The organism is Dactylosporangium sp. CA-092794 (assembly GCF_050948465.1).
Taxonomy (GTDB): domain Bacteria; phylum Actinomycetota; class Actinomycetes; order Mycobacteriales; family Micromonosporaceae; genus Dactylosporangium.
This window is the reverse complement of the sequence record NZ_CP192044.1, coordinates 3,655,479-3,671,639: the sequence shown is the minus strand read 5'-3', so window position 1 is coordinate 3,671,639 and position 16,161 is coordinate 3,655,479. Positions and strand designations below refer to the sequence as shown.

Below are 16,161 nucleotides of genomic sequence, written 5' to 3'. Positions count from 1 at the left end.
GGCATGCACTCCGCAGCGGTGCACGCCCTGCCGCGCTCGATCTCGCCTGTTGAAAGTGGCGGAGTACGCGCCGACCGTCACGGCGCACGAGAGCGCACAACACGCCCGAGCTGCGCGCACCCCGCCGATCACCCACCACCGCACCGGTCTCAGCGAGCGCAGCTGTGGGGAGTCCGAGTTGCCGGTAATTGCCTCATCTCGGAAAGCAACGTTAGGTAGCCGGGGGATCGCAGCTCAACGAGTGTGCGGAAGTGTGCGATCGAATCTGCTCAGGCGCCCGTCGCGTCGATCGCGGCGGTGATACGGGAGCGGGCGGCCGGCCCGTACAGCGCGGCCTCAGCCAGCTCGGTGAAGACCTGGGCGTACATTGCGATCTCGCGTGGCTGGGTGACGGTGAGGTGCCCGGAGACCAGCTCGACTTGAACCTGTTCGTCATCGAACATCCAGAAGCCCTCGACGGGCCAAGCGTCGTCGCGGTCAGGGCGGGCCGGCAGGACTCCTAGGCTCACCGTTGGCGCGGCCGACAGCTCGATCAGGTGGCCGAGCTGTCCGATCATGACCTCGGCTCCGCCGACTCCAGCGGTCAGAGCTGACTCCTCGATCAGGAACGCGAAGCGATGCCGCGCGTCGTGGAGAATGGCCTTGCGTTCCATGCGGACGGCGACGGCGTCTTCGATGTCATCCGGGACGGCGCGGCGACGTCCGATCGCGGTGAGGATCGCGGTTGTGTACGCCCTTGTCTGGAGCACGCCCGGGAGCAGGCTCGGCGTGTAGGCGCGGAACTGTCGGGTCCGTTGGTAGAGCGGCCAGATCGCCTCTTGAGCGTGCCGTAGACCGGCCTGCTCCATGCGGCGCCACTCGACCCACATCGTCTCTACGGCGCGGAGTGTGGCGAGGAGGTCCGGGATCTGGTCGGACACGCCGCAGTGGTTGCACCACGCGCGAATGTCCGCCTCGGAAGGTGCCGCGGAACCATGTTCGATCCGCGACACCTTCGCGTGGTGCCTGCCCATGAGCACCGCGAGCGCCGACGCCGTGAGCCCAGCCTCCACGCGGATCTCGCGAAGTCTCAGCCCGAGGGCTTCGCGGGCTTGCTGGGCACTAGACGACGAGGACGCGGACAACGGAGGTTTAGCTCGTCAGTGGCCGGTAGGCGTCGTGCGGTGTCGCGCGGTTCCACACGGCGTAGAACGCCTCGGTTAACCGGCGGGCCAGCTCGGGGTCGTCGCGGACCTCCTCGCCTACCCAGTTGCCGAAGCCGTCGAAGTGGTTGAACACCGTCACGCCGTCGATGACCCAGAAGTCCGTAGGCGGCATGAGGAGATCGGAGGCTTGCGAGCGGGAGAGCCAGCGGACGGACTCGCCCGATGCGATGTTGTGTGCCTCGGTGACGTCGTACTCGAAGATCACGTAGTCGGTGACCGGCTCGGAGATGATGCGGGCTCTGCGGATGACGACGCCGCGACCGGTGGTCTCCTTGATGAGCCTGTGCCACTCGTACCAGCGCTCGGCGGGGTCGAAGTGGTTGCCCGCTTGCCAGTCGAGCCAGTCGGGGTCGTTCGGCGTGTATGCGTCGCGCAGCTCCAGGTGATAGGCAGACCGGGAAGCAGCGACGAGAAGCCTAGCGGTCTCCGAGGTTGCCACCAACTACCTCCCCGAGGATCGACGCCATGCGGCGCGGCAGCCTAACGACCGTCTCGTGCCCGGGGATCGGGCCGGTTGCCTCGATGGCCGCGAGCGTCATCGCGTCGGTGATCTTCCAGCCCTGAATCACGATGCTGTCGTCCTCCTCGTCCACCCATACCGTAGGCGAGCCGTTGTTCGGGCTTTCCGCGTCCTTGCCGATGAACCGTAGCGACATTCTGGTCCTCCCTGGGTCCTGTGTGGATGCGATGTGAGCGAGTCTGCGTGACGCCTACCAGCGTCTCAAGAGGCTGTGCAGAAGTGTGCGCGAGACTCGGTGCTGCTCTCGGGCGTGATCCTTCGTCCAACTTGCAAGGTGATGGGTAACGCGTTGTCGCCGGTGATCAGCTCAAGCGCGGTTGTCCTGGCCCGCCTCCGGCAGATCCGCTGCTCGTGGCGCTGGGACCGGATCGCGCAGGTCAAGATCGGGCCAGCACCCCGCGCAGCCCGTCCGCGGTCAGCGGCTCCGTCGTGGTCACCGCGCCTGCCTCCACTTCCAGGCACGGGGCACCGGGCCACCCTGCGCAACCGTCGTCACCCGTCCCGAGCCGAACCAGTCCACCGGCGAGACTCGCACGCCCACCGCTTCGGTCAGCGGCATCCGGGTCCGCGTGGGGAGCCGGTCGGCCTCGTAGAACGTCTGGATCGCACGCTCCACAGCGGCGCACGGCCAGTCCCGGCCGCATGCTACGCACCGTCCGAAGTGCTGGATGGACGTCTGGTGTTTGTCGATCACGTCCTGCGCGGCATCGAGGACCGTCCCGATGCTCACCCGTGCTGAAACCATTGCTCCCTCCAACCCAGTGCGCCTATGCAGCGGGGGCTTTCCGCTGCGACGGAAGACCCCCGTTCCCGCGCCCGCTGAATCCCTACGTTGGCCGTGAGGTCGGACCGGGAGTCTGGTTGGGTGCCCATGCCGCGCCTACCGGCAGTGACACGAGCACCACTAGATGAGATCCTGGCGTAGCGGATTCCTTCGATGCAACACTTCTCGATGAGAATCCCGATTCGGGAATCCGGTGTTCCAGTTAGGTCCGATTGGGTGTTTCATTTGGGACCGCAGGAGCGTCGATACTGAGACAGGAGGTGGGTAAGTGACCGACTCGGCAGGCTCGTCCGTGCCCCGTCGCCAACTCGGTCGGCTACTCAAGGAAGCCCGCGAGAAGGCGGGCGTCAGCGTGCCAGCGGCGGCATCGGAGATCGAGGTTGGTCGGTCAAAGATCTACCGGATCGAGGCTGGCGAGGCTCCGTTGAAGAAGGTCGAGGTGCTCGCGCTTGCCCGCCTGTTCCAGGTCGACTCGATCATGACGGATGTGCTTGTCGCGCTCGCCGCCGAGACCAAGGCTCAAGGCTGGTGGGCGTCATTTGACGGCGCGATGCCCGACTGGTTCGAGCTGTACGTCAGCCTGGAGGCCGCCGCTAGTGAGCTACGGCAGTATGACCCGGTCATCGTTCCTGGCCTACTGCAAACCAAGGAGTACGCCGCCGCCGTATTCCGCACCAACCCTGATCACTCGGAGGAGAAGGTTGCTCGACTTGTGAGCCTGCGGATGCAGCGCCAGCGATTGCTAGCGCGCCGCGTGCCGAGACCCCCAGCCCTCGACGTGATCCTCGATGAGAGCGTGCTCCGGCGACCAATCGCCGATCGGGCCGGCATGCGGGGACAACTCCTGCACCTTGCTGAGGCATCCGACGCCAAGAACGTCCACGTCCGCGTACTGCCGATGACGGTCGGCCCGCATCGCGCATCGCAGAGCGGGCCATTCGTCATCCTCGACTTTCGAGCCGAGGAAGCTCGGCCGGCAGAGCCGACCACCGTCTACAGCGAAGGGCTCACCGGTGCCCTCTACCTGGACAAGCCGGCCGAAGTCGAAACGTACGAGGGCGTGTGGAATGCGCTGGACGACCTGGTCCTCGACGTGGAGGGTTCCAAAGAACTGATGATAACGCTTGCCAAGGAGCACGACGATGCATGACCTTTCCGGTGCCAGCTGGCGCAAGAGCACTCGTAGCGGGAGCAACGGCGGCAACTGCGTGGAGGTCGCCGACAACCTGCCCGGCATCGTCGCCGTGCGGGACAGCAAGGACTCGGAGGGTGCGGCCCTCGTGTTCGAGCCGGAAGACTTCGCCGCGTTCATCGCAGCCCTGAAGAACGATCGCATCTGATCTGCCACGCGCGAGAGCCCCCGGCACTGAACCGGGGGCTCTCGCGCGTTCAGCTCCGCATCCGGTCCACCGTCGCTGTGCGCCTTCCTCGGCACCGGTGGAGACATGGGGTCGGGCACATACCGACTTGCCTGCCTCCCGGACGGTCGCCCGCAGAGCCGGGAGGGGCATTCGGACAGGGGGCAAGGTCGACGTCGGCCGTTCGGCTACGCCGCAACGCCCGATCCGTCCTCGGTGCGTGCGACCGTAGCGGCCGAGACAGAATCCAGCGATACCACACTCTCCTCTGCCTTGAGGATCTTGACGAGGAGTGAGGCGCGTTCGTTGGACACGCCGTGCCCGTCGTCGCGCATGGCATCGGCGAGGTTGTCCCGCGACAGCGACCGGCCAGCGGCAGCGAGGCTGACGCGCGCCGCCCGCGCCGCCGGCACGAGGTGCGCCACGGTGCGGATATCTCGCCCCGCCGCCGCCCCAGCACCCGGGACGCCGGTTCTCGTCGCGGCACGCTGGCCCTCGTCAGCCTCCTTGCCCGGCGCGTGGTCGGCGGGCCGGTTGGCCGGGCCGGTCGCGGACGGCACGGGGGCGTTCGTCCGCTCGCCGTGGGCCGTCCCGGACGGTGCCGCGTCGTCCCGTCCGGTCTGCTGGACCGGCCCACGGACGTCCGGGACGATGACGGCCGTCCGCTGATCGTCCCGGACCGCCGTCCGGTGGTCATCGTCCTCATGATCGAACATGGCGAACAGAAGCTTCACCGAGACGAGCATGGACAACGCCGGCCACCCCGCAAGCGCCTTGCCGATCGGGTCCGCGCCCCCGACCGCGACGTTCGCGGTGAGACTCGCGGCCGTGCCGACGATCAGCGCCACCCACGGCACCCAACCGGTCGCCCGCCCGGCGCGACGCTGCGCCACCAGGTACAGGCTCGCCACGATTTCGAGACCGTCCACGCTGATCGGGAAGGCGTACGACTTCCACCCGAGTTGGTCATGGTGGGTTGCCAACTCCCGCATGTGCGAGAACGAGATGGCGCCCGCGACGATGGCCAGACCGGCGACGAACAGCGCGGTGAGGGTCAGCAGCGCCTTGTCGGTTCGGGTCTTCATCGGGTCACCTCCGCGTCGGTCATCGCGGAGGCGACGAGCGCGGACAGTGCGGCGAGCAGCGCAGCGGCGTTGTCGACCGGCATGGAAAGCTCGGTGTCGCTGTCGACGGTGATCCGCAGGTAGGTTGAGCAACGCCACGGCGCGACGGCTTCGGACAGAAACGCCACGGCGTGCGGCGGGATCGGCCACATACCCGCCCGCAGGTTCAGCGGAAGGTCGGCCGATCGGTGCTGTCCACCGACACCCGACCGGTACCCGTTGGCCTGAGAGGCGGGGTCGGCGGTGCAGCGGGTGCGGTCGCACCACGCAGGATGTCCCTGGTCAGGGGCGGTTTCGCTGGCCACCAAGGTTTCTTGGCTTTTTACGTTCATTGACTACCGTGAAGAGCCAGGCGTCGCGCAGGCTGGCGCGGCTGCGCGGGGTGCTGGAGGCCGGGGACACGCAGAGGAGCGCACGATGAGCACGCTGGAGGAGCGGCTGCGCGAAGAGCTCGGCCGGTCGGTCGCCGGGGTGCGGCCCGCGCCCGACCCGCTCGGGCGGCTGCTGCGGCGGCGCCGGCGTCGGCGGGTCTGGCGGTGGGGTGGTCCGGCGCTCGGTGCGGTGATCGCCGCCGCGCTGCTCGGCGGGCAGGTGCTGGTCGCACCGGCGGGCCCCGAGCCGTACCCCTCCCCTCATCGTCCCTTCTACGACGGGCAGCCGCTGGACGAGCCGCTGACCGAATGGACCCGCCGGATCCTCGACGCGCCGGTGCGGGGCAACGCCGCGGCCGAGCCGGGGCTGGTCGACGCGATCGCCGACGGGCTGCGGGCGGCGGCCGGGAACTGGCGCGCCCGGCCGGAGCTCGACCGGGTGCAGGTGCTGTTCGTAGCCGACGTGGGCGGCGAGCGGGTATTCGGCGCGGTGTTCCACGACGACCGGCGGGCGCTCTATGTGGGCTCGTCCGCGCCCATGGGCACCCCGGTCGCGGAACTGGTCGACGGGCACAGCGGCGAGATGGGCGCGCTGTCGCCGTTCTCGGTGCACCTGCAGGAGGGGCCCGCCACGGTCGCGCTGGCGCCGCCCGGCTGCAGCGCCGAGTGGGCCGCGACGACGCACGTCCGCCCGGACGGCACGCTCGCGCGCACCTGGGCCGGGGGCGGGGACTTCGTCACCAACGGGCCCGCCAACCGGCTGTGGCGGGTCACCTGCGACGGAGTGCTGCGCGAGACGGTGTACTCCAGCTCGCCCGTCACTCCCCCCAAGCACGCGAACAGCCCGCCGCCGGCCCCGCGCGGATACGCCGATCCCGACATGGTCAAGGAGGTGTTGTGGTCGTGGCCCGCGATACCGGATCTCGAGGCGCGCGGCCGGCGCATCCTCTGGGGCGGTACCCCGCCGGGCGAGCTCCGGCCGGTCGTCGTCGCGCTCGGCGACCTGGGTGACGGGGCGGTGCAGGTGTGCGCGGTGACCGGCACCGGCGACGCGCTGCTGGTCGACTTCGTCCACGGCGAGCCGCCCCCGGCCAACCTCCGCGGCTACCCGACCGCCCGGCTGACCACTGCGGTCGCGCCGTCGGATGCCATGGTGGCGGTACGCCTGCCCGCCGACGACCGGGTCGAGCTCTCCGAGCGCCTGCTGGTGCTAGCCCCGCCGGAGGCGACGGAGCTGCGGATCGACGGCGGCCAGGACCAGCACGTGGCCCTGTCGGGCGGCGTCGGCGTGATCATCGCCCCGGTCCCGGCCTCGCTCAGCATCGAGGCGCTGGACACCTCCGGGCGAACCGTCGCCACGCTGAGTGTCGCCGAGCCGCACACCGGCCACATCTTCGCCGGCGAGGGCCTGATGCGCGACTGGCCGTAGGGCCGTGCCGCCCGGCGAGGCGGCACGGCCCGGACAATCAGTCCACGGTTGTCACGACGAGCGCGTTGATGAGGGGCTGGTCGGCGGGGCCCCGGATCAGGTTGACGCTGATGGTACCCGCCGCATCCGCGGCGACCACGAAATCACGCTCCACACCCGGATACCGACCATCGAAACCGGCCGCCACCGCCGTCGCCAGCACATCAAAATCATGCAACACCGTAGTGCCGTTGATCGCCACGTCGAAAATCCGCTTGCCGACCTGCGTCCAATACCAATCACAAAAATACAGCCGCACCTCATACTGCACCCCGGGCTGCAAATGCTCGATCGTGTAACCCGACTCCAGGAAACGGTACGTATTCCAATTCTCCTGCGAAATCGGATGCGCCACCGTCCGGCTCCAGTTCGGCAGGCCGTTGGAACCGGTCGTGTTCGACGCCGGCAGGCCGCCGGTCACGAACGCGTCGCCGGGGCCGCCCGAGTCGACCTCCAGGGTGCTCGGCGAGTGGACGACGATGGCGTTGATGAGGGGCTGGTCGGCGGAGCCCCGGATCAGGTTGACGCTGATCGTACCCGCCGCATCGGCGGCAACCACGAAATCACGCTCCACACCCGGATACCGACCATCGAAACCGGCCGCCACCGCCGTCGCCAGCACATCAAAATCATGCAACACCGTAGTGCCATTGATCGCCACGTCGAAAATCCGCTTACCGACCTGCGTCCAATACCAATCACAAAAATACAGCCGCACCTCATACTGCACCCCGGGCTGCAAATGCTCGATCGTGTAACCCGACTCCAGGAAACGGTACGTATTCCAATTCTCCTGCGAAATCGGATGCGCCACCGTCCGGCTCCAGTTCGGCAGGCCGTTGGAACCGGTCGTGTTCGACGCCGGCAGGCCGCCGGTCACGAACGCGTCGCCGGGGCCGCCCGAGTCGATGTCCACGGTCTGGACCGGTGAGGTGCCGTCGGCGAGCGCCGGGCGCGGGGTCACGAGGATCGCGGCGAGGACCGTCAGCAGTCCGATGATGGCCGCGGTCAGGCGGGCGGCCGATGAGTGCCGGTCGAGGCCGGCGCGGGAGTGAGGCACGCAGTGCCCTCCAATCTTGGCAACGGCCGGGCGATCGGCATCCCAGACCGGTCGGCGGCCGGCGGGCGGTCAGCACCCGCCCCAACACAATGACCCACATATATATTGAACGCCATAGTTTGCATTGGGATGCATTTCAGACTCAGCGAGGGCGCGCGGTACAAACGACGGTATGACCGAGACGACCGGCGGATGGCGGATTCTCCTCGCCGACGACCATCTCGTGGTGCGGGCCGGGCTGCGCGCCCTGCTCGCCGCCGACCCGCGCTGCCGCGTCGAGGGCGAGGCGGCCGGCCTCGAGGAGCTGCGCGCGGTCGCGCACCGGCTGCGGCCGGACCTCATCGTGCTCGACCTGAGCTTCGGCGCGGACAGCGCGCTGCCGGTGCTGCCCGAGCTGCTGGCGGCCGACCCGCCGCCGCGGATCGTGGTGCTCACGATGCACGACGACGTGTCGTTCGCCCGGGAGGCGTTCGCCGGGGGCGTGCACGGCTACGTGCTCAAGGAGGCGGCCGCGGACGAGCTGCTGCGGGCGGTGGAGACGGTGATGGCCGGCTCGGTGTACGTCGACGCCGAGCTCGGCGCGCGCCTGGCCCGCAGTCGACCGGCCCCCGCCGACGAGCTCAGCCCGCGCGAGCGCGACGTGCTGACGCTGCTGGCCGGCGGCCATACCAACGCCGAGATCGCCAAGCGCCTGTCGGTGAGCCTGCGCACCGTCGAGACCCACCGCGCCAACCTGCGCACCCGGCTGGGCACGACCAGCCGCGCGGAGCTGGTCGCCGCCGCCCGGCGGATCGGGCTGCTGCGATGAGCCGCCCCGCCGCACATACGCGCCACGAACAAGCCGCCGCCCGGCGGATCGGGCTGCTGCGATGAGCCGCCCCGCCGCACATACGCGCCACGAACAAGCCGCGGCCCGGCGGATCGGGCTGCTGCGGTGAGACGCGTCCGGGTGCCGGGCCCGGCCGCCGCCGCGCTGGCCGCGGCCGGGGCGGGCCTGCTCGCCGCCGGGATCGTGCTGGAGCTGGGCGGCGTCAGCCCGCGGGCGGAGCTGTGGGCCGGCGTCGGTGCCGGGGCGGCGTTCCTGCTGGCGCTGGCGGTGACGCCGGCCGCGGGCGCCCGGCGGTTCGCGGTGCGGGCCCGGCTGCTGGCCGCGGCCGGCATCTCGGCGCTCATCGCCGTGGCCGGGCTCTGGCAGGGTAGCGTCCGGCCCGCCCCCGAGGTCCTGCTGCTGCTCATCCCGGTGGCCCTGCTGTTCGCCACGGCCGGCCTGGCGCTGCGCGAGGCCGCGGTGGAGCGGCGCCGGGCCCGGCTGCGCGACGCCCGCGCCCGCCTCGACGGGGCCGAGGCCGAGCGCCGCCGCTGGGCCCGCGAGCTGCACGACGACACCCTGCAGGAGCTGGCCGCGGCCCATGTGCTCCTGGGCGCGCTCGCCGCGGCCCGGAACCCTTCGCAGCCGGCCGGGGTCGCGGAGGCCCGGGAGATCGTGGGCCGGCAGATCCAGTCGCTGCGCCGGCTCATCGCGCAGATGCGCCCCCTGGCGCTCGACGCGCTGGGGCTGGCGGCGGCGCTGGAGGACCTGGCCCGGCACGCGCGCGACCGCGACGGCCTGGACGTCGAGGCGGCGGTGGACGGGCTGCCGCGGCTGCCGGCGCCGGCCGAGACCGCGGTGTACCGCATCGTGCAGGAGGCGCTGACCAACGCCGTCCGCCACGCGGGCGCCGCGCGGATTCGCATCGAGGCCGGGCCGCACGGGGCCGGGCTGCGGGTGGTGGTGCGCGACGACGGGTGCGGGCCGCCGACGGACGGGTTCGCCGCCGGGCACGGGCTGCACGGCATGCGCGAGCGGGCCGAGCTGCTCGGCGCCGCCCTGCACGTCGACCGGGCCGCGCCGAGCGGCACCGAGGTGCGGCTGGACCTGCCGGCTCAGGCGACGTAGATCTCCAGCTGCGGCAACGGCCTGCACCACGGCGAGGAAGCCGGGCCGCGCCAGGCGACACCGAGGTGCTCAGGCGATGTAGTCCTCCAGCCGCGCCGGGGTCAGCCCGGCCGCGGCGATGGCCTGCAGCACGGCGATGAAGTCGTCGACGAAGGCCGGGCGGAAGTGCATCAGCAGGATGTCACCGGCCTTGACGGCGTGGCCCTGCTGGTAGCGCACGATCCCCTTGTCCGTGGTCTCCTTCCAGTAGAAGGCGGCCTTCATCCCGCAGTCGTGCACCACCTTGAGCGTGGTGGCGTCCTTGTCGCCGAACGGCGGGCGGAACAGCACCGGCCGCCGCCCGTAGAGCCGGCCGAGCTCGTCGGCGGAGCCGCAGATCTCGTGCTGCTGCACCTCGTACGACTTTCCCTTGAGCTCCGGATGGCTGATCGTGTGCGCCTCGATGACCGCGCCGGCCTGCTGCAGGCGGGTGAAGTACCCCGGATCGGACTTGATGGCGTTGATCTCCAGGAACAGCGTCACCGGCACGTGCGCGGCGCGCAGGAGCGCCTCGGCCTCGGGCCGCTTCGTCCAGCCGTCGTCGATGGTGATGAAGGCCACCGGCTGGTCGGTCGGGATGGCGCTGTACCACCCGGCCGACGCCCCGTCCGGCACGGTGATCGGCTTCGGCTTGGGCGGCGCGCCGAAGTGCGGGATCCGGGCCAGCTGCGCCGCGGTCAGTCCGGACCCGCTCGGCGCGGCCGATCCCCCGCCCGACGCCCCGCCGCCCGCCGTCCCCGGGCCGGCGGACCCGGCGGTCTTCCCGGGCGCCGCCGGGCCGCACCCCGCGACGAGCGCGCAGAGCACCAGCAGCGCGGCCGCGCGCCGATGAGACGACATGGCCCAAGCGTGCCGCCCGCTTCCGTCCGCCGGTTCGGTACCGCCCCGCACCCCCGCTGCGGCTTTCCCGCAACGCCTACCCGGGCCGCGATGGGTCTCGCCCGGGACCACGCTGGGCCTTTCGACTCAAGAGCGCCCGGCCGCCCGGCCGTTACCCTCCTGAACATGTCTGACGGGATCTACGGCCGCCACCGGGGTCTCCGGCAGCGGCGCCTCGTGCGATCCGTCGTCATGACTGTGCTGGTGGCGGTGGCCGTGATCACGCTGGGCCTGATCACGGGTGGAGGGCGGTCCAGCACGGAGGGCGCACAGCACGACGCCGCCGTGCCGGAGGTCGTGCCGCCGCCGACCGCCGGTCCGCTCGACGTGCCCGGCGGCGAGCCGGACGCATCGGCCCCGACCAGCCCGGCCGCGGCCACGACTCCGGCGAGCACCCCGGCCGCGGGCCAGCCGGTGCGGACCGCGCCGCCCGCGTTCGTGCCGATCAGCGTCCAGGCCGAGGACCCCGGCAACACCCTCTTCGGCGGCGCGGGCGTCGTCGACTGTTCCACCTGCGACGGCGGCGCCCGGGTGCGCTACATCACGGGCGTCAACCGTGTGGTGGTCCGCGCCAACGCGAACGTGGCCGGCACCCGCACCGTCACCGTCGTCTACGAAACCGACGGGCCGCGCATGCTCAAGGTCTCGATCAACGACGGACCGCCGTACGTCGTCACCATCGACGGCACGAGCTGGGAGGCCCCGCGCCGGCTGACCTTCACCGCGACGATCCCGGCGGGTGCGGTGAACGTGGCGCTGTTCAATGAGCAATCGGCCGCGCCGGACATCGACAAGATCACCATCTCCTGACCGGCCGCTTCCGGTGCGGCGCCACCGAAGAAGACCCGTCGGGGCGCGAACCGGTGACGCCGCACCGACGTTGATGGCCTCGACAGCTGGGATTGCCGAACGGAGGTCAGGCCATCGAGACCGAGGCGGAAGAACAACGGGTGTACGCGGCGTGGATGACATCGCGGTCGCGTGAGCTCGATCGGCTGGCACAGGCGTCCGCACAGGTCGGCAGCGACCAGGCGGATGTCCTGGACATGCGCCGCGACGACCCGCGCGCACCGCTGGAGCGGCAGGAGAATTACGACGCGTGGGGCGAGTTCGATCGGGCGCGAGCGGAGGCCGCACGCATGAGATCGCCCGGGGCGCCCCGGCGTAGCGCTGCCCTCGTCGCGGCCCCGCCGGCCGTCCCGGCGCGGACCCGCGCGAACGTGCGTTCACGGCGACCGTGAGGTCGGCGGCCGCCGTCGTAGCGGGCGCGGCGGCCGCCGGCCCGGGCCGGGTCCCGAAAGATGGGTCCGGAAAGCCGAAATATGGGCCCTTCGATTCATGCCCGCGGTTCAACGCGAAATTAGCGTGCAGTCTCACTGGGCGTTGGAAGACGCGCATAGGAGGCTCGAGTTGACAACGATGTATGCGGAACGACCGGTGCGCGAACGCGCCACCAGCCGTCCGTCGAAGCAGGCACCGGCGGCCGGCGGGATCCGGGCGGACGCCGCGGCGGACCGGCTGATGCGCGAGATCTACCGGGTGCACGTACCGGCCTTGATGCTCTATCTGCTCCGGCTCAACCTGGACAACGAGTCGGTGGCCGAGGACATCATGCAGGAGACCATCGTGCGCGCCTGGAAGCACATGGACCAGCTGCTCGCCGCGCCGCAGTCGGTGCGGCCGTGGCTGTTCACGGTCGCCCGCAACAAGGCCATCGACCTGGCCCGGGCCCGGCGGGCGCGGCCGGTCGAGCCGTCCGACACGGACTTCAGCCGGGTCGCCATGCCGGGCGACGCGGTCGATCGGATGCTCACCAGCGCGACCGTGCGCCGGGCGCTGCACAGCCTGTCCCCGGAGCACCGCACGGTGATCGCCGAGCTGTACTTCCGCGGGTCGACGCTGGCCGAGGCGGCGGCGCGGATCGGCGTGCCGACCGGCACGGTCAAGTCCCGCGCGCACTATGCCCTGGTGGCGCTGCGCCGGGCGATCGGCTCGGTCGACGCGTGACTCGGGTGCGGTGGCCCGGCCGTCCCGGCGGTCACCGCGATGTTGGGCTGATGTTCCGTGAACCGGGGGCGTGCGAGCGCCGTTGTTGGGGGCCTGGACATCCGCCAACGACCCGAAAAGGGACCAGCTGTGACCCGAGTGGCCAGACTCCTGCAGGGTACGAGCCGGGCGACGGTGATCGCCGTGGCGAGCGTACTGGCAGTTTGCAGCGCGATCATCGCGTTCATCGGATTCGGTATCGCCGGCGCGAGCGACAGCGAGATCGAGGGCAAGCCGATCGACGACGCGACGGCGCAGACGCTGTCGCTCGCCGCGCTGTCGTGCCGGGATCTGAGCGGCCCGCGCCTGGCCGGCCAGGTGCTGGCCGGGGACATGACGTCGTCCGACTTCAAGAAGTGGGCGCCGTGGCCGGACGCCAACGCGAACGACACCCAGGCGAAGTACTACGCGCTCGCGCACAACATGTGCGACCTCCTGGGCCAGGTGCGCGCGAGCCAGCTCGGCGGAGACGTGTGGAAGGAGGCGCTGGCCGCGTACCACGACGGCCTCGCCAGGGTGAAGAGCGCCAAGGGCGTGCCCAGCGCCGCACAGTCCTACGTGGACACCGTGAACGGCTATACGAACTGGTACGTGAAGCAGCCCCCCTTCAGCGGTGACGACGGTCCGAGCGCGCCGGCGTCGAACGGCTCGAGCGCGCCGCAGCCGAGCCAGGTGCCGGTCCCGGCCGAGGATCTGCCGGCGGTGCTGGCCACGGGCGGGAAGTGCCCGGAGGTGACGCCGGTGAAGGTGGCCGCGCAGCTGATGGCGTCGTCCGCGTTCAACCCCAACAAGCGCTCGTCGCTCGGGCAGATGGGGATCGCGCAGTTCTCCCCCGACGTGTGGAGCCAGTACACGAAGCCGAACGACTCGCCGTGGGATCCGGGCAAGGCGATCGCCACCCTCGGCACCGCGATGTGCGACCTGGTGGGCCAGCTGCGCGGGATCGGCGGCGATCCGTACCAGCTGGCGCTGGCCGGCTTCCGGGTCGGCCCGACACCGGTCCGGCAGGCGCTCGGCGTGCCCGCCGCCGTGCCCGGCCTCAAACGGTTCATCGCGCAGGTGAACACGGATATCGGGTACTACTCGCTGGACCCGCGGCTGAACCCGGCCGCCGGCTCGCCGCCGGTCTCGCCGGCCCCGAGCGGCAGCCCCAAGGCGCCCGCGAGCCCCGCGCCGAGCGGCGGCCCGGCCACCGAGCAGTACAAGATCGTGAGCGTGAACAGCGGGAAGCTGCTGTCCCCGCTGAAGCACTCGACGGAGTTGAACTCGCAGCTCGTCCAGCACTCGGACAGCGCCAGCAAGGACCAGCTCTGGCAGATCATCAGCACCGGCGACGGCCACGTGAAGATCAAGAACGTCGGCAACGGGCTCATCGTCGCGGTGCTCAACGCCGCCAAGGAGCCGGAGGCGTCGCTCGTCGAATACAACGACGAGAAGAGCATCAACAACGAGTGGAACCTGGTCGACACCGGCGGCGGCGTCTACAAGATCCAGAGCGCGCAGAGCGGCCTGGTGATGGCGGTCGATCACATGTCCACGGAGGACGACGCCAAGGTCACCCAGTTCGGCGACAACGGCAGCTCCGACCACCTGTGGCGACTCGTCCCGGCCGGCTGACGGCGATCCATTGCGTACCAAAGGAGGTAGCGTGCTGTCCCGACGAACCCTGCTCGGCCTGGTGGGTGCCGGCGCGGCCGCCATCGGCGTGCCCCTCGTCGCGTCGGCGCTGCGGTCCCGCGCCGACGCGGCCGACGGCCTGCCGATCACGGTGGTGAACAACACCGCCAGATATGCCAGCTCGGCCATCACCATGTATGTGGTCGGCATCGACCCGTCCGGCCAGATGGGCTACGCCAAGCAGCCCGGCGTGTTCACCCCGGTGTCGGGCTCCGGCGATCTCGACATCGGTGTCCGGCTGGCGGCGGACGGCGACACCACGTTCACGCTGCCCAAGATGTCCGGCCGGATCTACTTCTCGATCGGCGGCGTGCTGACCTTCAAGGCGGTCAGCGACGGCAACGGCCGGGCGGCGCTGCAGTACCCGGCCGGCTGGGTGGTGAACGACCAGTCGTACCCGATCCTGCACGACTTCGTCGAGTTCACTTACAACGACAGCGGGATGTTCTGCAACACGACGATGGTGGACATGTTCAGCATCCCGCTGGCGCTGAAGCTGACCGGCGCGGCCGTTTCCTCCGCGGGCCAGCTGGCCGACGGCGGGCGCGACGCCATCTTCGCCGAGATGAAGGCCCAGCCCGAGTTCGAGCGGCTGGTCGTCGACGGCCTGCGGGTCATCGCGCCGGGACACGGGATCGAGACCGGCATCTTCTCGAACACCTACTACGACGGCTACATCCAGGACGTGTGGAAGCAGTACGCGAGCACGTCCATGACGCTCAAGGCGGGCGACGGCAAAACCTACACCGGCCGGATCGCGGACAACTGGCTGGACTTCGGCGGGGGCATCCGCTTCGCCGTGCCGTCCACACTGGATGTGTTCTACTGCGCCGGCATGCTGGCCGCGCCGAACAACGAGGGCGGTGCGGTGGCCGCGGTCGTCGGGGCGGGCTTCAACCGATCGGTGCTCGACCAGCCGAACCAGCCGGTGACCGACCAGGGCAGCTTCTACCAGAACCACACCACCAACCACTACGCGCGGATCCTGCACAAACACATGGCGGACGGGAAGGTGTACGCGTTCCCGTTCGACGACGTCGGCCCGAACGCGTCGTACATCCAGGATTTTCAGCCGTCCTCGCTGCAGATCACGCTGACCCCCTTCGGCAACGAGCACGTCCCGGGCAACGACGCCCCCGGCGGCGACGATCGCGTGCTGGTCGCTCCCGCGCCGCAGCCGGACGACACGGCGAGCACCGGCGGGGGCGGCACGGGCTCGGGCGCGTACGCGCAGATCGCCGCAGGCGGTTTCGCCACGCAGCAGGGCGTGCAGACCATGGACTCGTCCGAGGGCGGGCAGAACATCGGGTTCATCTCCAACGGCGACTGGGTCTGCTACAAGGGTCTCGACTTCGGCAGCCAGGCGGCGACCCAGTTCGTGGTGCGGGCCGCCTCCGGCGCCGGCTACGGCATCTCCGGGCTGGTCGAGGTCCGGTTGGACAGCGTGGTCAACGCGCCGATCGGATCGATCGCGGTGGCGAACACCGGCGGCTGGCAGGCCTGGCGGACGATCCCCGGCAACATGAACGCGACCACCGGCGTCCACGACGTGTACCTGACCTTCACCAGCGCCCGGCCCGACGACTACGTCAACATTCGCTGGCTGACCTTCGGCCACTGACCTCACCCATCCGCCGCTCGCGGGCCCCGGTCCACTGTGGATCGGGGCCCGCGTCCTTCCCGGCGCGAATTTT

General features: G+C 70.5%; 17 protein-coding genes. 9 read left to right on the top strand and 8 right to left on the bottom strand.

What is annotated here, in order from left to right:
• Nucleotides 1–269 precede the first annotated feature (269 nt).
• From ACQPXD_RS15765 to ACQPXD_RS15750, 4 genes are all read right to left on the bottom strand, one after another.
• On the bottom strand, nt 270–1,124 hold the full coding sequence (locus tag ACQPXD_RS15765; protein WP_432839033.1) for a helix-turn-helix domain-containing protein: 855 nt from the start codon (nt 1,122–1,124) through the stop codon (nt 270–272).
• A 7-nt stretch (nt 1,125–1,131) separates the two neighbouring features.
• Nucleotides 1,132–1,644, bottom strand: coding sequence for a DUF6879 family protein (locus ACQPXD_RS15760; protein WP_432839031.1), 513 nt, complete (start codon nt 1,642–1,644; stop codon nt 1,132–1,134).
• Nucleotides 1,622–1,861, bottom strand: a complete 240-nt coding sequence (locus ACQPXD_RS15755) for a hypothetical protein (RefSeq protein ID WP_432839029.1) — start codon at nt 1,859–1,861, stop codon at nt 1,622–1,624. The genes ACQPXD_RS15760 and ACQPXD_RS15755 overlap by 23 nt, the downstream gene beginning before the upstream one ends.
• A gap of 297 nt (nt 1,862–2,158) precedes the next feature.
• Complete coding sequence (locus ACQPXD_RS15750; protein ID WP_432839027.1) at nt 2,159–2,455, bottom strand: hypothetical protein; 297 nt, start codon at nt 2,453–2,455, stop codon at nt 2,159–2,161.
• Between the two features lie 322 nt (nt 2,456–2,777).
• On the opposite strand from ACQPXD_RS15750, the gene ACQPXD_RS15745 reads away from it, so the two are divergent.
• Nucleotides 2,778–3,659, top strand: a complete 882-nt coding sequence (locus ACQPXD_RS15745) for a helix-turn-helix domain-containing protein (protein WP_432839025.1) — start codon at nt 2,778–2,780, stop codon at nt 3,657–3,659.
• Nucleotides 3,652–3,849: a DUF397 domain-containing protein gene (locus ACQPXD_RS15740; RefSeq protein ID WP_432839023.1), complete on the top strand. Its 198-nt coding sequence runs from the start codon at nt 3,652–3,654 to the stop codon at nt 3,847–3,849. The genes ACQPXD_RS15745 and ACQPXD_RS15740 overlap by 8 nt, the downstream gene beginning before the upstream one ends.
• Nucleotides 3,850–4,055: 206 nt before the next feature.
• Here ACQPXD_RS15740 and ACQPXD_RS15735 read toward each other — a convergent pair whose 3' ends face one another.
• Nucleotides 4,056–4,952 (bottom strand): DUF2637 domain-containing protein, encoded by an 897-nt coding sequence (locus ACQPXD_RS15735; RefSeq protein ID WP_432839021.1) that lies wholly within the window; start codon nt 4,950–4,952, stop codon nt 4,056–4,058.
• Nucleotides 4,949–5,296: a hypothetical protein gene (locus tag ACQPXD_RS15730; RefSeq protein ID WP_432839019.1), complete on the bottom strand. Its 348-nt coding sequence runs from the start codon at nt 5,294–5,296 to the stop codon at nt 4,949–4,951. Before ACQPXD_RS15730 ends, ACQPXD_RS15735 begins: the two co-directional genes overlap by 4 nt.
• A 112-nt stretch (nt 5,297–5,408) precedes the next feature.
• Here ACQPXD_RS15730 and ACQPXD_RS15725 point away from each other — a divergent pair, with 112 nt between their 5' ends.
• Nucleotides 5,409–6,791, top strand: a complete 1,383-nt coding sequence (locus tag ACQPXD_RS15725; protein WP_432839017.1) for a hypothetical protein — start codon at nt 5,409–5,411, stop codon at nt 6,789–6,791.
• Between the two features lie 37 nt (nt 6,792–6,828).
• Here ACQPXD_RS15725 and ACQPXD_RS15720 read toward each other — a convergent pair whose 3' ends face one another.
• The gene (locus ACQPXD_RS15720; RefSeq protein ID WP_432839015.1) at nt 6,829–7,890 is read right to left on the bottom strand and encodes a malectin domain-containing carbohydrate-binding protein; all 1,062 of its coding nucleotides are present in this window, start codon (nt 7,888–7,890) and stop codon (nt 6,829–6,831) included.
• A 172-nt stretch (nt 7,891–8,062) separates the two neighbouring features.
• Between ACQPXD_RS15720 and ACQPXD_RS15715 the strand changes: the two genes are divergently transcribed.
• Together ACQPXD_RS15715 and ACQPXD_RS15710 are read left to right on the top strand one after the other, a co-directional pair.
• The gene (locus ACQPXD_RS15715) at nt 8,063–8,698 is read left to right on the top strand and encodes a LuxR C-terminal-related transcriptional regulator (RefSeq protein WP_432839013.1); all 636 of its coding nucleotides are present in this window, start codon (nt 8,063–8,065) and stop codon (nt 8,696–8,698) included.
• Nucleotides 8,699–8,824: 126 nt separating this feature from the next.
• Nucleotides 8,825–9,826 carry a sensor histidine kinase gene (locus ACQPXD_RS15710; RefSeq protein ID WP_432839011.1) on the top strand — a complete coding sequence of 334 codons (1,002 nt, stop codon included), beginning with the start codon at nt 8,825–8,827 and terminating at the stop codon, nt 9,824–9,826.
• A 69-nt stretch (nt 9,827–9,895) separates the two neighbouring features.
• On the opposite strand, the gene ACQPXD_RS15705 is transcribed toward ACQPXD_RS15710, so the two are convergent.
• Nucleotides 9,896–10,705 (bottom strand): polysaccharide deacetylase family protein, encoded by an 810-nt coding sequence (locus tag ACQPXD_RS15705; RefSeq protein ID WP_432839009.1) that lies wholly within the window; start codon nt 10,703–10,705, stop codon nt 9,896–9,898.
• 165 nt (nt 10,706–10,870) lie between these two features.
• On the opposite strand from ACQPXD_RS15705, the gene ACQPXD_RS15700 reads away from it, so the two are divergent.
• From ACQPXD_RS15700 to ACQPXD_RS15685, 4 genes are all read left to right on the top strand, one after another.
• Nucleotides 10,871–11,554, top strand: a complete 684-nt coding sequence (locus ACQPXD_RS15700) for a hypothetical protein (RefSeq protein ID WP_432839007.1) — start codon at nt 10,871–10,873, stop codon at nt 11,552–11,554.
• Between the two features lie 609 nt (nt 11,555–12,163).
• Nucleotides 12,164–12,751 (top strand): sigma-70 family RNA polymerase sigma factor, encoded by a 588-nt coding sequence (locus tag ACQPXD_RS15695; protein ID WP_432843856.1) that lies wholly within the window; start codon nt 12,164–12,166, stop codon nt 12,749–12,751.
• A gap of 183 nt (nt 12,752–12,934) precedes the next feature.
• Nucleotides 12,935–14,407 carry an RICIN domain-containing protein gene (locus tag ACQPXD_RS15690; protein WP_432839005.1) on the top strand — a complete coding sequence of 491 codons (1,473 nt, stop codon included), beginning with the start codon at nt 12,935–12,937 and terminating at the stop codon, nt 14,405–14,407.
• A 31-nt stretch (nt 14,408–14,438) separates the two neighbouring features.
• Nucleotides 14,439–16,088: a beta-1,3-glucanase family protein gene (locus ACQPXD_RS15685; protein ID WP_432839003.1), complete on the top strand. Its 1,650-nt coding sequence runs from the start codon at nt 14,439–14,441 to the stop codon at nt 16,086–16,088.
• Nucleotides 16,089–16,161 lie beyond the last annotated feature (73 nt).